The sequence below is a fragment of the Helicobacter pylori Shi112 genome (assembly GCF_000277405.1).
Classification (GTDB): domain Bacteria; phylum Campylobacterota; class Campylobacteria; order Campylobacterales; family Helicobacteraceae; genus Helicobacter; species Helicobacter pylori_C.
In genome coordinates this window covers 1,256,158-1,274,840 of record NC_017741.1, presented here as the reverse complement: position 1 = coordinate 1,274,840, position 18,683 = coordinate 1,256,158, and the positions used below count along the sequence as shown (strand labels likewise).

20 protein-coding genes and 2 pseudogenes are annotated in these 18,683 nt (G+C 39.5%); 7 read left to right on the top strand and 15 right to left on the bottom strand.

Annotated features, from left to right (window positions below; genetic code table 11):
• Entirely contained in the window at positions 1 to 573 is a 573-nt protein-coding gene (gene maf / locus HPSH112_RS06115) for a septum formation inhibitor Maf (RefSeq protein ID WP_000420232.1), read from the top strand.
• Positions 574 to 988: 415 nt separating this feature from the next.
• Positions 989 to 1,204 carry a hypothetical protein gene (locus HPSH112_RS09020; RefSeq protein ID WP_411155632.1) on the top strand — a complete coding sequence of 72 codons (216 nt, stop codon included), beginning with the start codon at positions 989 to 991 and terminating at the stop codon, positions 1,202 to 1,204.
• 76 nt (positions 1,205 to 1,280) lie between these two features.
• On the opposite strand, the pseudogene HPSH112_RS06105 reads toward HPSH112_RS09020, so the two are convergent.
• The 6 genes and pseudogenes from HPSH112_RS06105 to HPSH112_RS09015 all read right to left on the bottom strand — a co-directional run bounded on the left by HPSH112_RS06105 (position 1,281) and on the right by HPSH112_RS09015 (position 6,607).
• Positions 1,281 to 2,284, bottom strand: a pseudogene (locus tag HPSH112_RS06105) (formamidase).
• Positions 2,285 to 2,435: 151 nt separating this feature from the next.
• Positions 2,436 to 3,563: a glutamine-hydrolyzing carbamoyl-phosphate synthase small subunit gene (gene carA / locus HPSH112_RS06100; RefSeq protein ID WP_000624838.1), complete on the bottom strand. Its 1,128-nt coding sequence runs from the start codon at positions 3,561 to 3,563 to the stop codon at positions 2,436 to 2,438.
• Positions 3,563 to 4,114, bottom strand: a complete 552-nt coding sequence (locus HPSH112_RS06095) for a DUF507 family protein (RefSeq protein WP_001237422.1) — start codon at positions 4,112 to 4,114, stop codon at positions 3,563 to 3,565. Before HPSH112_RS06095 ends, carA begins: the two co-directional genes overlap by 1 nt.
• 78 nt (positions 4,115 to 4,192) lie before the next feature.
• A complete protein-coding gene (locus tag HPSH112_RS06090) occupies positions 4,193 to 5,440 on the bottom strand; it encodes a glycosyltransferase family 39 protein (RefSeq protein WP_001177382.1) in 1,248 nt (415 codons plus the stop codon).
• 3 nt (positions 5,441 to 5,443) lie between these two features.
• On the bottom strand, positions 5,444 to 6,340 hold the full coding sequence (locus HPSH112_RS06085; protein ID WP_001246262.1) for a DMT family transporter: 897 nt from the start codon (positions 6,338 to 6,340) through the stop codon (positions 5,444 to 5,446).
• 49 nt (positions 6,341 to 6,389) lie between these two features.
• A pseudogene (locus HPSH112_RS09015) lies at positions 6,390 to 6,607 on the bottom strand (hypothetical protein).
• A gap of 126 nt (positions 6,608 to 6,733) precedes the next feature.
• On the opposite strand from HPSH112_RS09015, the gene HPSH112_RS06080 reads away from it, so the two are divergent.
• Positions 6,734 to 7,195 carry a hypothetical protein gene (locus HPSH112_RS06080; protein ID WP_000301318.1) on the top strand — a complete coding sequence of 154 codons (462 nt, stop codon included), beginning with the start codon at positions 6,734 to 6,736 and terminating at the stop codon, positions 7,193 to 7,195.
• A 23-nt stretch (positions 7,196 to 7,218) separates the two neighbouring features.
• Here the strand turns inward: HPSH112_RS06080 and folP are convergent, their stop codons facing one another.
• From folP to HPSH112_RS06050, 6 genes are all read right to left on the bottom strand, one after another.
• On the bottom strand, positions 7,219 to 8,361 hold the full coding sequence (folP, locus tag HPSH112_RS06075) for a dihydropteroate synthase (protein ID WP_000601393.1): 1,143 nt from the start codon (positions 8,359 to 8,361) through the stop codon (positions 7,219 to 7,221).
• Entirely contained in the window at positions 8,358 to 9,014 is a 657-nt protein-coding gene (locus HPSH112_RS06070; RefSeq protein WP_000787902.1) for a DNA polymerase III subunit delta', read from the bottom strand. Before HPSH112_RS06070 ends, folP begins: the two co-directional genes overlap by 4 nt.
• Positions 9,011 to 9,553: a HobA family DNA replication regulator gene (locus tag HPSH112_RS06065; RefSeq protein ID WP_000788278.1), complete on the bottom strand. Its 543-nt coding sequence runs from the start codon at positions 9,551 to 9,553 to the stop codon at positions 9,011 to 9,013. The genes HPSH112_RS06070 and HPSH112_RS06065 overlap by 4 nt, the downstream gene beginning before the upstream one ends.
• A complete protein-coding gene (locus HPSH112_RS06060; protein ID WP_000909695.1) occupies positions 9,550 to 10,767 on the bottom strand; it encodes an aspartate kinase in 1,218 nt (405 codons plus the stop codon). Before HPSH112_RS06060 ends, HPSH112_RS06065 begins: the two co-directional genes overlap by 4 nt.
• The gene (locus HPSH112_RS06055; RefSeq protein ID WP_000902577.1) at positions 10,761 to 11,234 is read right to left on the bottom strand and encodes an RNA pyrophosphohydrolase; all 474 of its coding nucleotides are present in this window, start codon (positions 11,232 to 11,234) and stop codon (positions 10,761 to 10,763) included. Before HPSH112_RS06055 ends, HPSH112_RS06060 begins: the two co-directional genes overlap by 7 nt.
• A gap of 159 nt (positions 11,235 to 11,393) precedes the next feature.
• A complete protein-coding gene (locus tag HPSH112_RS06050) occupies positions 11,394 to 11,684 on the bottom strand; it encodes a c-type cytochrome (protein ID WP_000755888.1) in 291 nt (96 codons plus the stop codon).
• A gap of 95 nt (positions 11,685 to 11,779) precedes the next feature.
• Here HPSH112_RS06050 and hemW point away from each other — a divergent pair, with 95 nt between their 5' ends.
• The gene (gene hemW, locus HPSH112_RS06045; RefSeq protein ID WP_014534297.1) at positions 11,780 to 12,817 is read left to right on the top strand and encodes a radical SAM family heme chaperone HemW; all 1,038 of its coding nucleotides are present in this window, start codon (positions 11,780 to 11,782) and stop codon (positions 12,815 to 12,817) included.
• A 45-nt stretch (positions 12,818 to 12,862) separates the two neighbouring features.
• Here hemW and crcB read toward each other — a convergent pair whose 3' ends face one another.
• From crcB to HPSH112_RS06030, 3 genes are read right to left on the bottom strand one after another with little or no spacing between them, the layout of a single operon-like run.
• On the bottom strand, positions 12,863 to 13,255 hold the full coding sequence (gene crcB / locus HPSH112_RS06040; protein WP_001009235.1) for a fluoride efflux transporter CrcB: 393 nt from the start codon (positions 13,253 to 13,255) through the stop codon (positions 12,863 to 12,865).
• Between the two features lie 46 nt (positions 13,256 to 13,301).
• The gene (locus HPSH112_RS06035; RefSeq protein ID WP_001207010.1) at positions 13,302 to 13,982 is read right to left on the bottom strand and encodes a uroporphyrinogen-III synthase; all 681 of its coding nucleotides are present in this window, start codon (positions 13,980 to 13,982) and stop codon (positions 13,302 to 13,304) included.
• A 2-nt stretch (positions 13,983 to 13,984) separates the two neighbouring features.
• Positions 13,985 to 14,317, bottom strand: coding sequence for a rhodanese-like domain-containing protein (locus HPSH112_RS06030; RefSeq protein ID WP_000888830.1), 333 nt, complete (start codon positions 14,315 to 14,317; stop codon positions 13,985 to 13,987).
• A gap of 71 nt (positions 14,318 to 14,388) precedes the next feature.
• On the opposite strand from HPSH112_RS06030, the gene HPSH112_RS06025 reads away from it, so the two are divergent.
• The 3 genes from HPSH112_RS06025 to HPSH112_RS06015 are packed head-to-tail and all read left to right on the top strand — an operon-like array spanning position 14,389 to position 18,653.
• A complete protein-coding gene (locus HPSH112_RS06025; RefSeq protein ID WP_001157733.1) occupies positions 14,389 to 17,229 on the top strand; it encodes an FAD-binding and (Fe-S)-binding domain-containing protein in 2,841 nt (946 codons plus the stop codon).
• Positions 17,230 to 17,268: 39 nt separating this feature from the next.
• Positions 17,269 to 17,973: a di-trans,poly-cis-decaprenylcistransferase gene (locus HPSH112_RS06020; protein ID WP_000370689.1), complete on the top strand. Its 705-nt coding sequence runs from the start codon at positions 17,269 to 17,271 to the stop codon at positions 17,971 to 17,973.
• Positions 17,967 to 18,653, top strand: coding sequence for an ABC transporter ATP-binding protein (locus tag HPSH112_RS06015; protein WP_000959583.1), 687 nt, complete (start codon positions 17,967 to 17,969; stop codon positions 18,651 to 18,653). The genes HPSH112_RS06020 and HPSH112_RS06015 overlap by 7 nt, the downstream gene beginning before the upstream one ends.
• The last annotated feature ends 30 nt before the right edge of the window (positions 18,654 to 18,683 follow it).

The window sequence follows — 18,683 nt, the reverse complement described above, 5'->3', positions numbered from 1 at the left end:
ATGGAGCTTATTTTAGGCTCTCAATCTAGCGCTAGGGCGAATCTTTTAAAAGAGCATGGGATTGAGTTTGAACAAAAGGCGCTCTATTTTGATGAAGAAAGCCTAAAAACTACAGACCCTAGGGAGTTTGTCTATTTAGCGTGCAAGGGGAAATTAGAAAAAGCTAAAGAATTGCTCACAAACAACCGCGCTATTGTGGTGGCTGATAGCGTGGTGAGTGTGGGTAATCAAATGCAACGAAAAGCTAAAAACAGACAAGAAGCCCTTGAATTTTTAAAACGCCAAAATGGTCATGAAATAGAGGTTTTAACCTGCTCTGCATTGATTTCTCCTGCATTAGAATGGCTGGATCTATCGGTTTTTAGAGCGCGTTTAAAGGCGTTTGATCCTAGCGAGATGGAAAAATATTTAGAGAGCGGTTTGTGGCAAGAAAGCGCGGGCTGTGTGCGTTTAGAGGATTTTCATAAGCCCTATATTAAAAGCTCAAGAAAGAATTTGAGCGTGGGGTTGGGGTTGAATGTGGAAGGCTTGTTAGGGGCGCTAAAATTAGGGGCTAAACTTTCATCATTATAAACGCTATTATTTAATAACATTAAAAACACTATTCACTAACCGATAAACCCCCTTGACAAGCAAAAAAAAACGATACACTCCAACATTTGATGTTTAAGGAGTTGTCATGGGGTCTTTATCTCATATTCTTGTGTCAATCTTGGTGGTGGTTTTGGGATTAGCGGTTATTACCGGGCTTTGGTATCGCATAATGGAATGCATCGATGAGATTAGGAGAGGTAGTTGGCTCACTCAAATTCTTACTGGATTTGGTCTTTGGGGTTGGCTGACAAAAGGTTCAGCATCGTTTTTCACTTCCTTGTTGGCTAAGCTTGGGCTTGGAAGCATGTTTGCTGGTCTTGGAGTGGTATTAGCTGTTCCAACGCTAGTTGGTTGGCTTTTCAGCCGCAGCGGTCTTACAGCCCGTGAGAGATTTGTGGTTTTTATTTTAGGGGCTTTTTCTTTGGCCTTTTTAGTGGGAATGATCTATTTTGGCTATGGCATTATTATGGATTTTAGTGCTCTATCAGCCACAATGTGGTGGTGGTCTTTATCAAAAATAACATGGTTTTACATAGGCTATGCGATTTTATGCGTTCTTACACTTGTTATGGGTTTTGTTACATGCTATAAGATAGAAGACTATTCGTAAAAATTGATTGAAAAAATTAAAATAGGGGAGAAACTAGAACCTTTAAACAGGTTCTAGCAAAATACAAGGTTAGGGATTATTTCCCAAAACGCCCACCGGTGGTAGGGTAGCCATAAACAGAGCCATCTTTGATTTTCATGTGATCTTCCCAAGGCAATTTGTATTTACCAGCGGCTAAGTCTTTGATGTAGGTTAAGCCCACGTCATGTTCTCCGCCCGGTTTAGCCACATACCCTCTATGCCTAGGTTGTAAATGTTGTTTTCTAAGCCCCAGCTTAAGCGAGCGTTGTCAGCCATTTTAGGATAGATTTCCCCAGTTACAATCTCCCAAGGGTTGCGGTGCCCTTGAACAAGAGTCGTGCCATCAAAGTTACAGATTTGCCCCTCACCAAAGTAGTAAAAGACATTATCATAGCCGGCTAAATTCACGCTCACGGTATACATCAAATTGTGCCACGCATTGGAGCGGTTGGTCAAAATCCATTGATCATTGACTTGAGTGCTATAGCCTGAAATGCGGATATACACATTGCACCCTTTATAGGCCGCTTCTCTAGCGAGCTCTGGAATCATGCCGTCATGGCAAATGCACACGGCTAATTTTGATCCGTCCGGACCCTCGCACACAGGCATTCCTAAATCCCCAGGATACCATGGCTCAATGGGATTCCATGGGAATAGCTTGCGGTATTTTAAAACGATTTTACCTTGCGGATCAATGATGATGGCGGTGTTGTAGGGGTTTTTGTTAGAATCAGGATTGCGTTCCATGATTGAAAAAACACCATAAACTTTCGCCTCTTTACACGCCTTAGCGTATAGCTCTGTCTCTTTACCCGGGACATCTAATAAAAACTCTTCGCTAAGCCACTTAGCGGTATTCAAACCTTGCGTGCTATATTCAGGGAAAATGATAAGTTCCACTCCCGGATACCCCGCTTTAGTCGCATGCAAGGTTCTAATAATGCTTTCAATATTGTGATCAATATCCTTACGGCTATTGACAATTGGCACAGGAAACTGAATGGCTGCCACTAAAAACCCTTCAATAGGTTTGCCCATACTACCGATACTTCCCATAATAACTCCTTCTAAAAGTTTTGTCGCAATAACAATAATAGCTATTGCAAGAGAACTAACTTAAAGTAAATGCGAGATTTTTTGATAAAAAGATTTAAATCTATTTTTAAAGCGCTTTTTCAACCTCTATAGGCGCTGTTTTAAAAAACCCCTAAAAACCCTTTAACAATTCCACAAATTCCTTAAAAATATAGTGGCTCTCTTTGGGGCCGGGGCTGCTTTCTGGGTGGTGCTGGACAGAAATAATGGGAGCGTTTTTATAACGCACGCCCTCAATGGTGTTGTCAAAAAGATTGCGGTGCGTGATAATAGCGATTTCTTCAATTTCTTCAGGGACGCAATAGTTGTGGTTTTGCGCGGTGATTTCAACGGCGTTTGTTTTTAGGTTTTTAACGGGGTGGTTGCTCCCATGATGACCAAATTTGAGCTTGTAAGTAGGATAACCTTGCGCGATAGAGAGCAATTGATGCCCTAAGCAAATGCCAAACATGGGGATTTTAGCGTTAATGAGCTGTTTGATTTCTGCAATTTCTTGCTGCAAGCTTAAAGGATCACCTGGCCCGTTAGAGAGGAAAATCCCGCTAATTTCTTTTTTTTCATAGGCCTTAATCAGCTCGTTAGCTTTAGTGTGGTGCGGGTAAATAAGGGCTTTTAACCCCACATTTTGAAGCTCGTTTAAAATATTGCCTTTAGCCCCAAAGTCCAGCACTGCGATAATTTTATGAGAGGTTTTTTCATCAAAAGGCTTGTAATCTAGGGTTTTGAAATCAAAAGTCGCACGCTGGTGCGTGGTGATTTTTTGCGTAGAAACGCTAGACACTAAGGGGGAGTGAGAAATTCTAGGGGCGTTTTTTAAAATTTCTTCAAGTTTGTTTTTGTCATGCTCTATCGTGGAAGCGACCATCATCAAGCACCCATGATGGCGTAAGGTTTTAATCAAACTTCTGGTATCAATATCGCAAATCCCTAAAACGCCACGCTCTTTCAAATAAGCGCTCAGGCTAAAATCCGCCCTTGAATTAGAAAAAAATTCGTTGTAATGGCGCGCTAAAATCCCTGCGCATGAAAAAAAGGATTCATCGTCTTTAGAATTAGTGCCCACAACCCCAATTTCAGGCATGCTAAAAACCACAAATTGCCCCTTATAGCTAGGGTCGCTAATGACTTCTTGATAGCCGCTCATAGAAGTGTTAAAAACAAGCTCGCCTGCTTGCGTGCCGCTAGCCCCAAAACTTTGCGCTTGCAAAAAAAGCCCGTTTTCTAAATAGAGAGAGATCATTATAAAAAGCCTTTACGCCTTAATTCTTCTTCATAGAGCCTTTCAAACACAAGCTCGTATTCATCGCTCCCTACGGGCAGTTTGCGTTTGTAATGCTTGATTTTTTCATGCACTTCATTTTCAATGCTTTCATACGCTTTAGAATAGGTGTCAATGGATTTGTAAATCAAATTCCTTATCAAATTTTCTGACACGCTAAACATGATCAAATCCTTATCTAAGATTTTATTCAAAATCTGGTGCGACAAATCGTTGCACCTTTCTTCCCAAAACAAATGGAAGCCCTCTTTTTGAGCGATCTGTCTTTTAATCATCCAAAAAAGTTGCCTTTCATCCATCCGCATGAATTCTATCTCATCGGTGTTTTCTTCTAAAAGCTCTCTGGCTTGCTCATCTATGGCGTTTTCTTTTTTAACGCTTTTTTCCAAAATCCCTTCTATCAATTCACACAATAATTCTCTAGGGGCTTTTAATTCTAATAGTTTTGAATGGATAAAGTCGTTGGCAATCTTATGGCTTATATGGTTTATATGGGTTAGTTTGAGTCTCATGATTTTTCTCGCATATTTTATTTATTTTTGGAGTGTATTTTATCATTCTTTAGATAAAATGCTTTTTAAAGAGTGGGTTTAATGGTGCACCAAACTATAGGATTGTAGAATTTTATCAGCGTAGATGATTTCAATATCAGGGCGTTTTTTAGAAATTTTAGTGTTGATCAGTCTTAATTTCCCCCCTTCCTTAATGCCATAGAATTGAAGCCTTAAAGCGAGTTGTTTATCGTTAGTGCGGATTTGATGAATGCCCCTTAATTGCAAGGCCGTAGCGACTTCTTTGGCTAAGAAATGCCGGTTTAATAATTTTTCATTAGCGCCAGAAATTTTACTCCCCCATAAAAAAAGCGTTTCAGTGAGCATTAAAAGATACAAACTAAAAACGCGCAAATAATACTGCCCCCTAAATTCCTTTAAACGCACCCTAAGGCTATTTAAAACGCTTTTAACAAACAAAGGCAAACCGATTAAAGCTAAGGGGGCGAAAGTTCTTAAATCTATCTCTTGGCGCATGCTCAAAAGCAAAGGGAAAAGCCAACCGCTCGCGCTCATAAAGGCTAGTAGCGATGGCTTTTTATCAAAAAGGGCTTTATAGATCGTATAAGGGTAGTAGAGGAACAATAGGGGCGAATATAAAAGCATGAGCTCTAAGCATGTGTCTATAAAATACCCACTAGGCAAGCCCTTATTGAAACTCCCGCTAAAAAGAGCGATATTCACGCCTAGACCCACCAAAATAAAGATTGCGCTCTTAAAATAGCGTCTTCTTAAAGCGTAGGTAAAAACCCCTAGCAAAAGCGGGATAAACGCGCCGTCTAAAAACGCGCAAGCGCTAAGGGTTAAATAAGGGATTTTTTGGGTTTTGATATATAAATAGCTAATCAAAAGCCCAAGGCTTAACACCAGCACGCTTTTAGCCAATAAAATCGCAAAGAGATTCACCCCAGGCAATAAAGCGTAAGTCAATACCACATAAAGGGCGTCTTTAGGCTTTTTTAAAATCTTTCGCCCTATCAAATAAAATAAAAACATGTTAATGGCATGAGCGATCAAAAAAGGCAATCTTAAAGCCAAATCGTTTTGACCCAAAATTTCAGTGCTTTTTTGAGCGATTTGAACAAACCATGCGCTGCTATAAAAAAAATCCTTCGCTTCATTGTAGCTGATAGAAATTTCTCCACTCATCAACAGCCCCAAAGCTAGGACTAAAAAAACCATGACGATAAAGACTAAATCGCTTAAATCAAAGCTTCTTGTTTTTTTCTCTGGATAAATAAAGTAGCTAAAGTATAACAGAGCGCTTTGTAAGGGGCTTAGTTGCATCGCTTAAATTTTTTTTAATTCTTTTAAAAGAGCGGGCAAGGCGATGAGTAAGCCTGAACATAAAATCAAAGCCACCCCCAAAGAGCTTTTAAGATCCAAAAATTTATCGCCTAAATACAGCCCAAACAACAGCCCCCAAACAATGCGGGTGTATTCAATCGGGGCAATGATCCCAGCAGGAGCGTTCATGTAAGCATAAGTTAAGAAATACTGCCCTAAAGTCCCGCTAATCCCTATTAAAGAAATCCACAAAATGTCTTCTTTTCTAGGAATATGAACGCCTGTGGATAAAAAAGGAATATCAATGAACATGCCCACTAATCCAAGAAGGCTCATGCCAAAGGCGAACGCTAAAATCACGGCTTGCTTGTCATAATATTCCCTCAAATCCCTTAAAGTGATATACGCTAAAGACACAAAGATCCCGCTCAATATGCCCATAAAAATTTCAACCGGCCCCACATTTTCCACGCTAGGATCTGAAATCAACACCACCCCCACTATCCCGATGCATGCAGAAATTAACGCGCTTCTTTTTAGCTTTTCTTTCAAAAGAAAAGGGGAAAGAAGCACCGTGTAAATAGGCGCGCATTGCGAGAAAGCCGTCGCTGTAGCGAGCGAAATTTTTTCAATATTATAAAAAAACGCCAACATGGCCAAGCCCCCTACAACGACCCTAAAAGCGAGCTTTTTAAAACCGCCTTGTTTGTAACTTTTTAAGCGGTAGGGTTTGAAAGGATAAATGAGTAAAAGTAAGAGCGTCATGGTAATGGAGCGGTAAAACACATTTTCCATAGGGGAAAAATAATCCGCTGTGATTTTAACAAACGCGCTCATGATTCCAAAGCAAAAATTCGCCAAGAGTATCATTGAAACGCCAAATAAAATGGTGTTACGCATGCCTTTTACCCGTAAAGATTTTTAGGGTAGTTTAACCTAAAATCTCTAACTAAGACTTAAAGTTTTTAAGCTTTAAAAGCATAAGAGTTGCATTGGTTGGTAAAATCATGTTATAACAATGTTCTAGGAGTTTTACCTTTTGTTTTGTCTAGAATGATTCTAGAAGCTTTAGCATTTCAAACTCCTTGAAATATGAAAACATAAAAACACGAATCCTTTTTGAAAATAAACTCCTAGACCCTTTTTAAAGGGTTTGAATGCCACCACTTAGAAAACTCTTTTATCGCTTTTTAAGTCCCTTGTTTTGTTAAAAACCCATGCCGTAAGACCTCATCTCATTAGGGAATGGATTTTGCTTAACATTAGCGTAAAATTCAATTTTAGGAAATTCGCATGGCTGTTTCTTCTATTAATCAATTTGATTCTAACCTCTATGGGCTTTTAAACGCTAAAAGCGCTCCTAAAGAAGACCTAGCTCCTGTTGAAAACACAGAAAAAATAGAGCGAGAAAAAAAGGACGCTCCAACAGAAAACATCCCCTTTAACCCTGACAAGCGAGAAACTTACGGCTTTTTGGTTTTAGAATTGATGAGCGATAGGGAGTATGAGGCTTTTTTAAGGGCTACGGCCGGAATGGATGAGAGCCAAAAACGCTTGGCTGCTCAGTCGCTCTATAGTTTGACGGATTTTTATAACGGAAAATTCTCTAAAGAAGTGGAAAACGCCCCCAAACAACCGATAAATGGCTTGCACAAAAAAGCCCTACAAACCTTTAACGCTACCAACCATAACGCTTTTTTGCAACGCTACCAGAACGCTTATAACAACCCTTCTTCTATGGATGTTACCCTTTAAATGGGGTTAGGGTGGAGCGCTTTTCAATTTGTTTCTTCCAAACTCTTAAACACCTTGATGAGATCTATATGCTCATCAATGTCATGCACTCTTAAAATGCTCGCTCCATTTTGTAGCGCCATTAAATGCAAACTCAAAGTGCCGGCGAGCCGGTTTTGAACTTCACGCCCGGTGATAAGCCCGATCGTGTTTTTACGACTCGCTCCCACCAATAAGGGTTTTTTGAATTTGAGGAAGTGGCTTAAATGCTTGATTAAGGCTAAATTATGCTCTTTTAATTTAGCGAATCCAAACCCTATATCTAAAATAATATCTTGAAGCGCGTGTTTTTCTAAAACCTCTAGTTTTTCCTTAAAGAAGCGATCCATTTCATCAAACAGATTGTGGTAAAAAACATTTTCTTGCATGTCTTTGGGGGTTTTTTGAGTGTGCATTAAAATGCAAGTGGGCTTGTAATCTCTGGCGACTTCTAGCATTCCAATACTACTAAAACCGCTCACATCATTAAGGATGGAAAAATAATGCTCCAAAGCCATTTGGGCGGTTGTGGCATGGTAGGTGTCTATGCTGAATTTAGCGCATTGGTAGAGTTTTTGGGATTTGATTTCTAATAAAATTTCTTTTAAGCGATCTTGTTCTATTTTTGGATCAATGATTTCACTCTGTGGCCTTGAACTGGCCGCGCCTATATCAATGAGCGTGATACCCTTTTCTAATAATTGATAGATTTCTTCAAGCGCTTTTTTACTATCAAACCGGCTTTTTTCATAAAAACTATCCGGCGTGAGATTCAAAATTGCCATGATCTGTGGGGCGTTAGGTTTCTGGGATTTAAGGTGGCTTTTTAATTCTTGCGCTAAATTTTTAAGCCCAAAGGGTTGGGAATGGCACTTGACAATAAGGCGTTCTAACTGGCTAGCGCTCACAATCAGCACCCCATCATAAAAAGGCTCTTTAGCTAAAATACAATCTCTTGGCGTGGCGAAATCGCCCCCAACGCTGATGGCCTCTTGTTTTAAAATCAGCGTTGCGCTTAAGGGCAGATGTTGGATTTCAAAAACAAAGCTAACGCCTTTTTTATGCATATGGGTTTGAGCGCATTTTTCTGATCCGGTTTTTAAAAGGGCGTTTTTGAGCGCATCCGGGTTAAGGCGTTTTAAAATCATGGCGTTTTCTTTTTAGATAAAAGGCTTAAAAGTAAAGGTAAAAGATTATAGCTGAGCTTGTAATAAGAGCTATTAGCCTTGATCGCTAAATCAAAGGCTTGCAATTCTTGCTCGTTTAATGGGATTTTATGCCTATTAACGCTTTCTAACAGGCTTTCAATTTTTTCTCTCTGATTTTCTCTGGAATCAAAATTTTCTTTGTCTAAATTTTTTAAAAACGCATAAATATCTTTCAAATCCAGCCTTGATAAATCCAAATCTAAAGGTTTTAGGGGGATTTTTTGGCGCTTGTCTTCTTTGATTAGGCGGGATTTAATGGTGGCTAAAACATGGTTTGGGCTTTTAGCAAACATGATAAAACAAACATTATTTGGGGGTTCTTCTAAGATTTTTAAAAGCGCGTTTTGGGCTTCTATGCCATAACTAGGCGCAGCGATTAAAAAGGCGTTTGGTTCGCTGTGTTTTAAATGAGCCTTTGAAATAACTTCTTTGGCATGCTCTATTTTAAAGTCCTTGTTAAAAGTTTTGATCACCTTTTTGTCTTTTTCAATGATCTCGGTGTAGAATTTAATGTGGCGCTTGAAAAGGCTTGCAGTCTCTTCTAGGCTCTCTTCAAGATTGTCCGTATAAATAAGGCGGTTGAAGTTTTTCACAGAGTGATCTTATTGTATAGCGCACTAAAAAGCGCGTTTTCAAAGAGTTTGAAGAGTTGCAATAATTTATAATCCAATAAGATGTCATGCTCTTTTAAAAGCAAGCAATCTTCTTTAAGCTCTTCAAAAAGCCATAAAAAACTAGGGATTTTGCTCAGTAGTATCGTTTTCAAGCCTTCATTTTCAACCCTCCCAACATGCCAAAACATGGGGTTTTGATAAGTCATCTCTATGGTGGCTAGAGAGAGATTTGCATCGTTTTTGGGGTAGAAAGAAGAAGCGTTAAAATCAATGACTGACAATAAGGGGCGCTCTTTTAAATCTTTGGGGTTTAGGTTAGAAAGAATGTAGTTTAAAAACCAGCGCCTAGAAGAATCAGCGCTCACTAACAGCGATCCGCCATTAAGCACATGCGAGATGGTTTGCGCGATGAGTTTAGCATAACTGGATCGCTCCAATTCTAGCCACCCGCTTTGTTGGGCGATAAATTCCCCCTGATCGCGCACAAATTCCTTAATCCAGTCGTAGAAATTTTTCATTGATCCAGTTGATACACCGCATGCAAAGTTCTAACGGCTAATTCAGCGTATTTAATGTCAATCAAAACCGAAATTTTAATCTCGCTTGTAGAAATCATCATGATATTGATATTGTCTTTGGCTAGGGCTTTAAAAGCGGTACTCGCTACCCCAGAATGCGACTTCATGCCCACGCCCACTATGGAAACTTTAGCGATATTTTCATCATAATCAATGGAATCCATTTGCGCTAAAAAAGGCTTTAAGGCTTGCTTGGTTTCTTCTATTTGGGTTTTAACGATCGTAAAATCCAAATCGGTTTTGCCGTCTCTGCCGATCGTTTGGACGATCATATCCACATTAATGCGATACTCCGCTAAAGCGCCAAAGATTTCAGCGGCAATGCCTGGCCTGTCTTCCACGCCCTCCATGCTCACACGAGCCTGATTCTTATCCAATGCGATCCCACTCACTATAGGGGTTTCCATGCGTTCTCCTTTAAAGTCTTTTTCAGCCACAATGAGCGTGCCTTCGCTATGGTTAAACGAATTGCGAGTCACTAACTTGACGCTGAGTTTTTTGGCCAATTCCACCGATCGGTTCAATAAAACTTTAGCCCCCATAGAAGCCAGTTCAAGCATTTCATCGTAGCTGATTTGCGCGATTTTTTGAGCCTTTTCTTCAATGCGCGGATCGGTGGTATAAATGCCATCCACATCCGTATAGATTTCGCACAAATGCGCTTTTAAAGCCCCGGCCAAAGCGACCGCGCTCAAATCGCTCCCCCCACGCCCTAAAGTCGTTGTTTCGCCTTGAATGTCAGCGCCTTGAAACCCAGCGATCACCACAATGTAGTTTTTTTCTAAAAGCTCTGTGATGCGTTTGGTGTCAATGGATTGGATCACGGCGTTTTGAAAATGCGAGCTGGTTAAAATGCCCGCTTCTTTCCCGCTCAAGGAAATGGCTCTATGCCCATACCTCTCTAACGCCATGCTCAAAGCCGCGCTTGAAACCAATTCCCCCGCGCTTACAATCCTGTCCATTTCTCGCTTGTTAGGGTTATGGCTAAAATTCTTGCCAAATTCTAAAAGCCTATCGGTTTCGCCGCTCATCGCCGAAACCACCACCACCACCTGATGCCCTAATTTAACGCTTTCTAAAACCCTTTGGGCGACATTGTGGATCCTTTCTACGCTGCCCATGCTCGTGCCGCCGTATTTTTGAACGATTAACACCCTAAATACCCCTCTCTTCTGAAATAAGCAATGACTTGGCGGTACACTTGACGCTTAAAGGGAACGATTTTTTTAAGCAAATCCTTAAGATGGATGAATTGGTAGGCTCTAAATTCTGGCGTGTGTTTGTTCAAATCAATGTTGTTAGCATGCTTTAGGCGCACTAAAAAATAGCGTTGCTTTTGCCCGTCAAACGAATAGAATTTGTGCTCCATATTGCTTGGGAAATCATAGGCGATCCATCTGGGGTATTGCGCTAAAATCTCTATTTCATTCGTGCCAATTTCTTCTAATAATTCTCTATGGAGCGCTTCTAAGGGGGTTTCACCCTCATCAATGCCCCCTTGGGGGAACTGCCACGCTCCTTCAATATCTATGCGCTCAGCGATAAAAATTTCGCATGTATTAGGGTAATCTGGCGACATAATGATAGCCGCAACATTAGGACGATATTTTTTATGTAGCATAGGTCTTTATTCTAGCTCTTTCTTGTTTGATCAAGATGGTATTATAATGCATGCTGGCTTTAAGTAGGGTTAAGAATGCCATTAAAATCAAAAATTAAAAAAAAGGGCTTGAAACCCATTTTAATAGCGCCCAAACAGTGCTACTAAAACTAAAAGGGTTTATTTGAGAGTGGGGATGTATTTGGCTAAAGCTTTGATGTCTTCATCGCTTAATTTTTTAGCTTGCGCGGTCATGACAGGATTCTTGTTGGCACCGCTTTTAAAATCCATAAGCTCTTTTTCAATTTCCGCTTCACTCATCATGTTGACGATTTTGCTTTTGCCTAAAGCTTTTTTTTCAAACCTAACCCCATGGCAAGCGACACAACTTTTTGCAAGAGCCTTAACATCTGTTGCCATCAAAGCGTTTGCGAACGCTAAAACGCCTAAAGCCATAATAACCTTTTTCATAGTGTGTCTCCTCATGCTTATCAAAATAACCTTAAAATGATACAATTACAAGTTTAAGTTTCGCTTAAAATGAAATGAAAATGAGAGAAATAAATATGATTTTATACATTCATATCCCCTTTTGTGAAAATAAATGCGGTTATTGCGCTTTCAATTCCTATGAAAATAAGCATGGGCTAAAAGAAGAATACACTCAAGCGCTATGCCTGGATTTAAAGCATGCCTTAAGCCAAACTGATGAACCAATTGAGAGCGTTTTTATTGGCGGCGGCACGCCTAACACTTTAAGCGTGGAGTCTTTTGAAAGGATTTTTGAAAGCATTTACCGCAATGCGCGCTTGAGCATGGATTGTGAGATCACCACTGAAGCTAACCCCGAATTGATCACTAAAGCTTGGTGTCAAGGCCTAAAAGATTTAGGGATCAACCGCTTGAGTTTAGGGGTGCAAAGTTTTAGAGAGGATAAATTATTGTTTTTAGAGCGCCAACATTCCAAAAATATCGCTCCTGTGATAGAAACTATTTTAAAAAGCGGGATTGAAAATGTCAGCATAGATTTGATTTATAACACCCCATTGGACAATGAAAACTCTTTAAAAGAAGAATTAAAACTCGCTAAAGAACTCCCTATCAACCACTTGAGCGCTTATGCTTTGAGTGTTGAAAAAAACACGAATTTAGAAAAAAACGCCAAAAAACCCTCATGCACCAATTTTGACAATGCCATAAAAGAAATTTTAGAGGGCTTTTCTTTCAAGCAATACGAAGTGTCTAATTACGCTAGAAATTATCAAGTCAAGCACCATTTGGCTTACTGGGGGGCTAAAGATTATTTAGGGTGTGGGGCTGGGGCTGTAGGCTGCGTGGCGAATGAGCGCTTTTATGCAAAAAAACTCATAGAAAACTACATCAAAGACCCGCTAAAACGCCAAGTTGAAACGCTTAGCGAACAAGACAAGCGCTTAGAAAAGCTGTTTTTAGGCTTGAGGTGCGCGCTGGGGGTTGAGCTTAATTTCTTAGATGAAAATAAAGTAAAGTTTTTGATTGAAGAAAACAAGGCTTTCATTAAAAATGACCGATTGGTAGCGAGCGATTTTTTCATGGCCGATGAAATGGCTTTGTGGCTGTTGTAAGGCTCTGCTTGAATCAAGCGTTAATAAAACGCTAAAAAGCGTTTTTTAATTAATGCCTACAAAATTTTTAGCCAAAAGCCAACCAATGGCTACCCCAATAAGCCCTAAAATGTTAGTGCCTAAGGCATAAGAAACGGCTTCAATGTATTGGGATTTTTGCAAGAGCTTTAAAGTGTCTAACCCGTAAGAAGAGAAGGTCGTAAAACCTCCTAAAACCCCAGTGACAAAGAAAATCCCAAAATCATCACCAAAAACTTTTTTAACAGCCAAATGCCCCATAAAGCCGATGACAAAACACCCTATGATATTCACGCTAAAAGTCCCTAAAGGGAAACTTTCAAACATTAAAAATTTACTGGGCATCATTTTGCCCACAAAATACCTTAGCGAACTCCCTATAGCTCCCCCTAAAGCGGCCCATAAAAAAATAAAATTCATGCATCATCCTTTAAAAAATCACTGAGAGCATTATAATGAGATGTTTTTAATATTCTTTAACCCTCAAACTTAAAGCCAGTTCTAAACATGCTTCTAAGGAGGGCTTTTTAGCGCTATAGCTTTGAATGCCTTGCTCTTGCAAATAAAGAGCGGTCGTGTTGCCAATGCTTATAGCGGTGTAATTTTCTAAAAATTCAAAATAGTGCAAGAAGGCTTTTGCATGGCTTATGGCAGTAAAAATAAGGATGCTCTTTTCTTTGGGTTTTAGGGCGTTTTGTTCGCTTAAGGTTAAATGTTTGAGCTTGTTTTCATAAACAACGGCTTGCTTGAAATCAATGCCATGCTCTAAAAGAATGGTGTCTAAAGAAGAAGCAATCTCTTTTGCCCTGAGATACAAAACGCTTTTTTTTTCCAATAAAGGAAGGATTTCTTGAACAAACTCTTTGCCATGGGCTTTTTCCCCTATAAAGGCGACTTTAAAATGGTGATCTTGTAAAGTTTTTGCGGTGGGTTCGCTCAAAGCGTAAGCAGGAATGTTTTGTAAAATTTTGAGTTTGGGGCTGTTTTTTAGAGTTTCCAGCAAGGAAAACACCGCATTTTTAGAAGTGAAAATAAGGGCGTTAAAAGGGGTTGGATCTAATTCTAAGGGATAGTAGCAAAATTCATTTAAAATGAGAGTCTTATAAGGGGCGATTCTTTGAGAATGCACCCATACAATCTCCCTCATGCCTAGTTTTTTTTACCGCAAGCGTCATCATAGACCATTCTAAAGCCGTATTTTTCAAAATCATAGACATTGCCCTCTAAATAATAGGGCGTATAGCCTAATTCATGCATGCTTTTAGCCGCATCTAAAGCCCTGCGGCCAGCCCTGCAATGGAGCAACACTTTTTTGTCTTTGTGCTGGGATAAAAAATCAGCGAGCTTTTCTTGGTCATTGACGCTAATGAGCGTGGCGTTAGGCAAATGCAATTCTTCATATTCGTCCAACTCGCGCACATCTACGACAATAAAATCATTGAAATTGACTTCTTCTAAACTGATTGCATAATCTTCAAGCATGTTTATCCTTAATTTTTAAAGTAAGGTTATGTTACAATGATTTGATAAATAGGAATGTTTAAGGAGCATGTATGCAAGAAAATTATGACGCTTTTTTTACCGAAGCGAGCGGGTTTTTAAGCGATAGGATTTTTAAGGATTATTTACGCCGTTTGGCTTATGGCATTGATGCATCTTGTTATCGTTATATCCCTAAAATAGTCGCTTGGGTGAAGGATGAAGAAGAAGTTCAAAAGCTTTGTGTTTTAGCCAAAAAGCATGGCGTTTCATTGACTTTTAGAGCGGCTGGGAGTTCCTTATCAGGGCAAGCGAGCTGTGATGGGGTGCTGGTGATGGCTACGCATTTTTTCAAAGACGCTAAAATTTTAGACAACGCTACAAGCATTCAGCTCTCATGCGGAGTCATAGGAAGTAATGCGAACGCTTTATTGAAACCTTATCATAAAAAAATAGGCCCAGATCCCGCTACGATAAACACCGCTATGATAGGGGGGATTGTTGCCAATAACGCTAGCGGGATGTGTTGCGGGGTGGAGCAAAACAGCTACAAAACCCTAAAATCTTTAAGAGTGATCTTAGCCGATGGCACTCTTTTAGACACCGCCAATCAAAAGAGCGTTGAGGGTTTCAAAAACGCACGTAAAGATTTGATTGAAGGGGTTTTGAATTTAAGAAAAGAGATTTTAGAAGATAAAGAATTGCATGCTTTAATTAAGAAAAAATACGAGATCAAAAACACCACCGGCTATAGCTTAAACGCTCTCATTGATTTTGAAGATCCTATTGAAATCATTAGCCATTTATTCATAGGCTCTGAGGGGACTTTAGGCTTTATTTCAAGCGTGGAATTAGAATGCGTGAAAGATTACGCTTATAAAACTTGCGCGTTATTGTTTTATGAAAATTTAGAGCGATGCGCCAAAGCCGCTCAAATTTTAGCCGCCTTAAAAGCCAAACAGCCTGAAATGATTTCTTCAGCAGAGCTTATGGATTATGCGTCCTTAAAAAGCGTGAAAGGTTTGGAGGGCATGCCCAGAGTGATTTTAGAAATCAAAGAGCCTAACGCATGCTTACTCATTCAAAGCGAAAGCGATGATCCTTTAATTTTAGAAAACAACATGCAAACGATTTTAAACGCTTTGATCACGATACCGGTCGTTTTAGATTCTCAAATCAGCAGTGATCCTACTATTTACCAATCGTGGTGGAAGATCAGAAAAGGCATTTTCCCTATCGCAGCGTCTCAAAGAAAAAGCCAAAGCTCTGTGATCATTGAAGATGTGTGCTTTAGTCAAGAAAATTTTGTAGAGGGGGCAAAAGCGATTGAAGGGCTTTTAAAAAAACATGGCTTTAAGGATAATAGCATTATTTTTGGGCATGCGTTAAGCGGGAATTTGCACTTTGTCGTTACGCCGATTTTAGAAAATGAAACTGAAAGAAAGGCGTTTGAAAATTTAGTTTCTGACATGTTTTTAATGGTGAGCGAAAGCTCTGGCTCTATTAAAGCCGAACATGGCACAGGCAGGATGGTAGCCCCCTTTGTGGAAATGGAGTGGGGAGAAAAAGCCTATAAAATCCACAAACAAATCAAAGAATTGTTTGATCCTAACGGCATTTTAAACCCTGATGTGATCATCACAAACGATAAAGAAATCCACACTAAAAATTTAAAGAGCATTCACCCTATTGAAGAGCATTTGGACATGTGCATGGAATGCGGGTTTTGTGAAAGGATTTGCCCTAGCAAAGATTTATCTTTAACGCCACGACAACGAATCGTTATCCACAGAGAGATAGAGCGCTTAAAAGAAAGGGTAAGTCATGGTCATCATAAAGATCAAGTTCTATTAAATGAGCTTTTAAAAGAGTCTGAATATTTAGCGCACGCCACTTGCGCGGTGTGCCATATGTGCTCTATGCTATGCCCTTTAGGAATTGATACCGGAAAGATCGCCCTAAATTATTATCAAAAAAACCCTAAAGGCGAAAAGATCGCTTCAAAGATCCTTAATAACATGCAAACAACCACAAGCGTGGCTCGTTTTTCTTTAAAAAGCGCTCGCTTAGTTCAAAATCTCATAGGCTCTCACAACTTAGTAAGCCTGACCAAAGGGATTAAAAAATTCATCAAGCCCTTCCCTAAAGCCTTTCATTACATGCCCAAAAACAACGCCTATCCTTTAGAAAATAAAACGCATAAGAGCGAAGAAAAAGTCATTTATTTCAGCACTTGCATCAACCGCTCGTTCGCTCCATCAACCAAAATGGCGGATAAAAGATGCATTCAAGAAGTGTTTGAATCCTTATGCCAAAAAGCCAAAGTTTCGGTAATGTATCCTAATGGATTGAGTGCACTTTGTTGCGGGAAAGCCTTTATCAATTACACCGACTTGACCAAACAAAACAATGAAAAAAACCATGCGATTTTTTTGCAATTAAGCGATAAGGGAAAAATACCGATCGTTTTAGACCATAGCGCATGTTCGACGCATTTTTTCAAGCAAATGAAAGCTTATAAGGATTTGAAAGTCTATGATTTGAGCGTCTATATTGAAGAAGTTCTAAGCCCTAAATTAAAATTCAACCCCATTAACGAAGATATAGGGCTATACACGATGTGCGCTTTAAAGTTAGAAAATAAAGAAGAGTTGTTATTCAATTTGGCTAAAAAATGCACTTTAGGCGAGATTGTTATCCACAAAGAGACGGGTTGTTGCGCCTTTGCGGGGAATAAGGGCTTTTTTACCCCTGAATTGAACGAGAGCGCTTTAAACGGCTTTCAAGAGTTTTACCAATCCTATGATCTTAAAAGGGGTTTTTCCACTTCCAGCACTTGCGAGATCGGTTTGAGTGAAAAAACCCACTTTTCTTGGCAGCATATCGCTTATTTAGTGGATGCTTGCACGCTTTAAATGGTGTATAATAAAGAATTTCTTTAAAGGGTAAAGGTATTGGATAACACTCTCAAACATCTTGCCATTATTATGGATGGTAATGGCAGGTGGGCTAAATTAAAGAATAAAGCTAGGGCTTATGGGCATAAAAAGGGCGTAAAAACCCTTAAAGACATCACGATCTGGTGCGCTAATCATAGGCTAGAATGCTTGACTTTATACGCTTTTTCTACAGAAAATTGGAAACGCCCTAAAAGTGAAGTGGATTTTTTAATGAAAATGCTTAAAAAATACCTTAAAGATGAGCGATCCACTTACTTGGATAATAACATACGCTTTAAAGCGATAGGGGATTTAGAGGGCTTTTCTAAAGAACTGAGAGAGACGATCTTGCAGCTTGAAAACGATACCAGGCATTTTAAGGATTTTACGCAAGTTTTAGCCCTCAATTACGGATCTAAAAACGAGCTTTCAAGGGCATTTAAAAGCTTGCTAGAAAGCCCGCCTAGCAATATAAGCCTTTTAGAAAGTTTAGAAAATGAAATTTCTAATCGTTTAGACACGCGCGATTTGCCGGAAGTGGATTTATTGTTACGAACGGGGGGGGAAATGCGCTTGTCTAATTTTTTATTGTGGCAATCCAGCTATGCGGAATTGTTTTTCACGCCGATTTTATGGCCTGATTTCACCCCTAAAGATTTAGAAAATATCATTAGCGATTTTTACAAAAGAGTGCGCAAATTCGGGGAATTAAAATGCTAGTAGAAATAGAGAATTTGACTAAAACCTATGGGAGTTTAAAAGCGTTAGACCATATCAATTTGAAACTACCCAAACAGCAATTTATAGGGCTTTTAGGCCCTAATGGAGCGGGCAAAACCACTCTGTTAAAAATTTTAGCCGGATTGAATTTGAACTATCAAGGGGAAGTGAAAATTTTAAATCAAAAGATCGGCATAGAGACTAAAAAAAGCGTGGCGTTTTTAAGCGATGGCGATTTTTTAGATCCTAAATTAACGCCTTTAAAAGCGATCGCTTTTTACAAGGATTTTTTCAGCGATTTTGATCCATCAAAAGCCCTAGATTTGCTCAAACGCTTCAGCGTGCCTTTAAAAAGAGAGTTCAAAGCCCTTTCAAAAGGCATGAGGGAAAAATTACAGCTGATTTTAACCCTATCACGAAACGCTTCTTTGTATCTTTTTGATGAGCCGGTGGCTGGGATTGACCCTATTGCAAGAGAAGAGATTTTTGAACTCATCGCTAAGGAATTTAGCCAAAACGCAAGCTTGTTAGTTTCTACGCATTTGGTGGTGGATGTGGAAAAGTATTTAGACAGCGCGATTTTTTTAAAAGAAGCTAAAGTGGTGGCTTTTGGCGATGTGGGAGAACTGAAAAAAGGGTATAGCAGTTTGGAAATGGCGTATAAAGAAAGGTTGAAATAGATCAGTCAATTTGTCTTAAACGCCTAAACG

Excerpts from the sequence above, each read along its gene's own strand:
- maf (WP_000420232.1), top strand. The coding sequence starts at position 1 with ATGGAGCTTATTTTAGGCTCTCAATCTAGCGCTAGGGCGAATCTTTTA.
- carA (WP_000624838.1), bottom strand. The coding sequence starts at position 3,563 with ATGATCTCTCTCTATTTAGAAAACGGGCTTTTTTTGCAAGCGCAAAGT.
- HPSH112_RS06095 (WP_001237422.1), bottom strand. The coding sequence starts at position 4,114 with ATGAGACTCAAACTAACCCATATAAACCATATAAGCCATAAGATTGCC.
- HPSH112_RS06090 (WP_001177382.1), bottom strand. The coding sequence starts at position 5,440 with ATGCAACTAAGCCCCTTACAAAGCGCTCTGTTATACTTTAGCTACTTT.
- HPSH112_RS06085 (WP_001246262.1), bottom strand. The coding sequence starts at position 6,340 with ATGCGTAACACCATTTTATTTGGCGTTTCAATGATACTCTTGGCGAAT.
- HPSH112_RS06080 (WP_000301318.1), top strand. The coding sequence starts at position 6,734 with ATGGCTGTTTCTTCTATTAATCAATTTGATTCTAACCTCTATGGGCTT.
- folP (WP_000601393.1), bottom strand. The coding sequence starts at position 8,361 with ATGATTTTAAAACGCCTTAACCCGGATGCGCTCAAAAACGCCCTTTTA.
- HPSH112_RS06065 (WP_000788278.1), bottom strand. The coding sequence starts at position 9,553 with ATGAAAAATTTCTACGACTGGATTAAGGAATTTGTGCGCGATCAGGGG.
- HPSH112_RS06055 (WP_000902577.1), bottom strand. The coding sequence starts at position 11,234 with ATGCTACATAAAAAATATCGTCCTAATGTTGCGGCTATCATTATGTCG.
- HPSH112_RS06050 (WP_000755888.1), bottom strand. The coding sequence starts at position 11,684 with ATGAAAAAGGTTATTATGGCTTTAGGCGTTTTAGCGTTCGCAAACGCT.
- hemW (WP_014534297.1), top strand. The coding sequence starts at position 11,780 with ATGATTTTATACATTCATATCCCCTTTTGTGAAAATAAATGCGGTTAT.
- crcB (WP_001009235.1), bottom strand. The coding sequence starts at position 13,255 with ATGAATTTTATTTTTTTATGGGCCGCTTTAGGGGGAGCTATAGGGAGT.
- HPSH112_RS06035 (WP_001207010.1), bottom strand. The coding sequence starts at position 13,982 with ATGAGGGAGATTGTATGGGTGCATTCTCAAAGAATCGCCCCTTATAAG.
- HPSH112_RS06030 (WP_000888830.1), bottom strand. The coding sequence starts at position 14,317 with ATGCTTGAAGATTATGCAATCAGTTTAGAAGAAGTCAATTTCAATGAT.
- HPSH112_RS06025 (WP_001157733.1), top strand. The coding sequence starts at position 14,389 with ATGCAAGAAAATTATGACGCTTTTTTTACCGAAGCGAGCGGGTTTTTA.
- HPSH112_RS06015 (WP_000959583.1), top strand. The coding sequence starts at position 17,967 with ATGCTAGTAGAAATAGAGAATTTGACTAAAACCTATGGGAGTTTAAAA.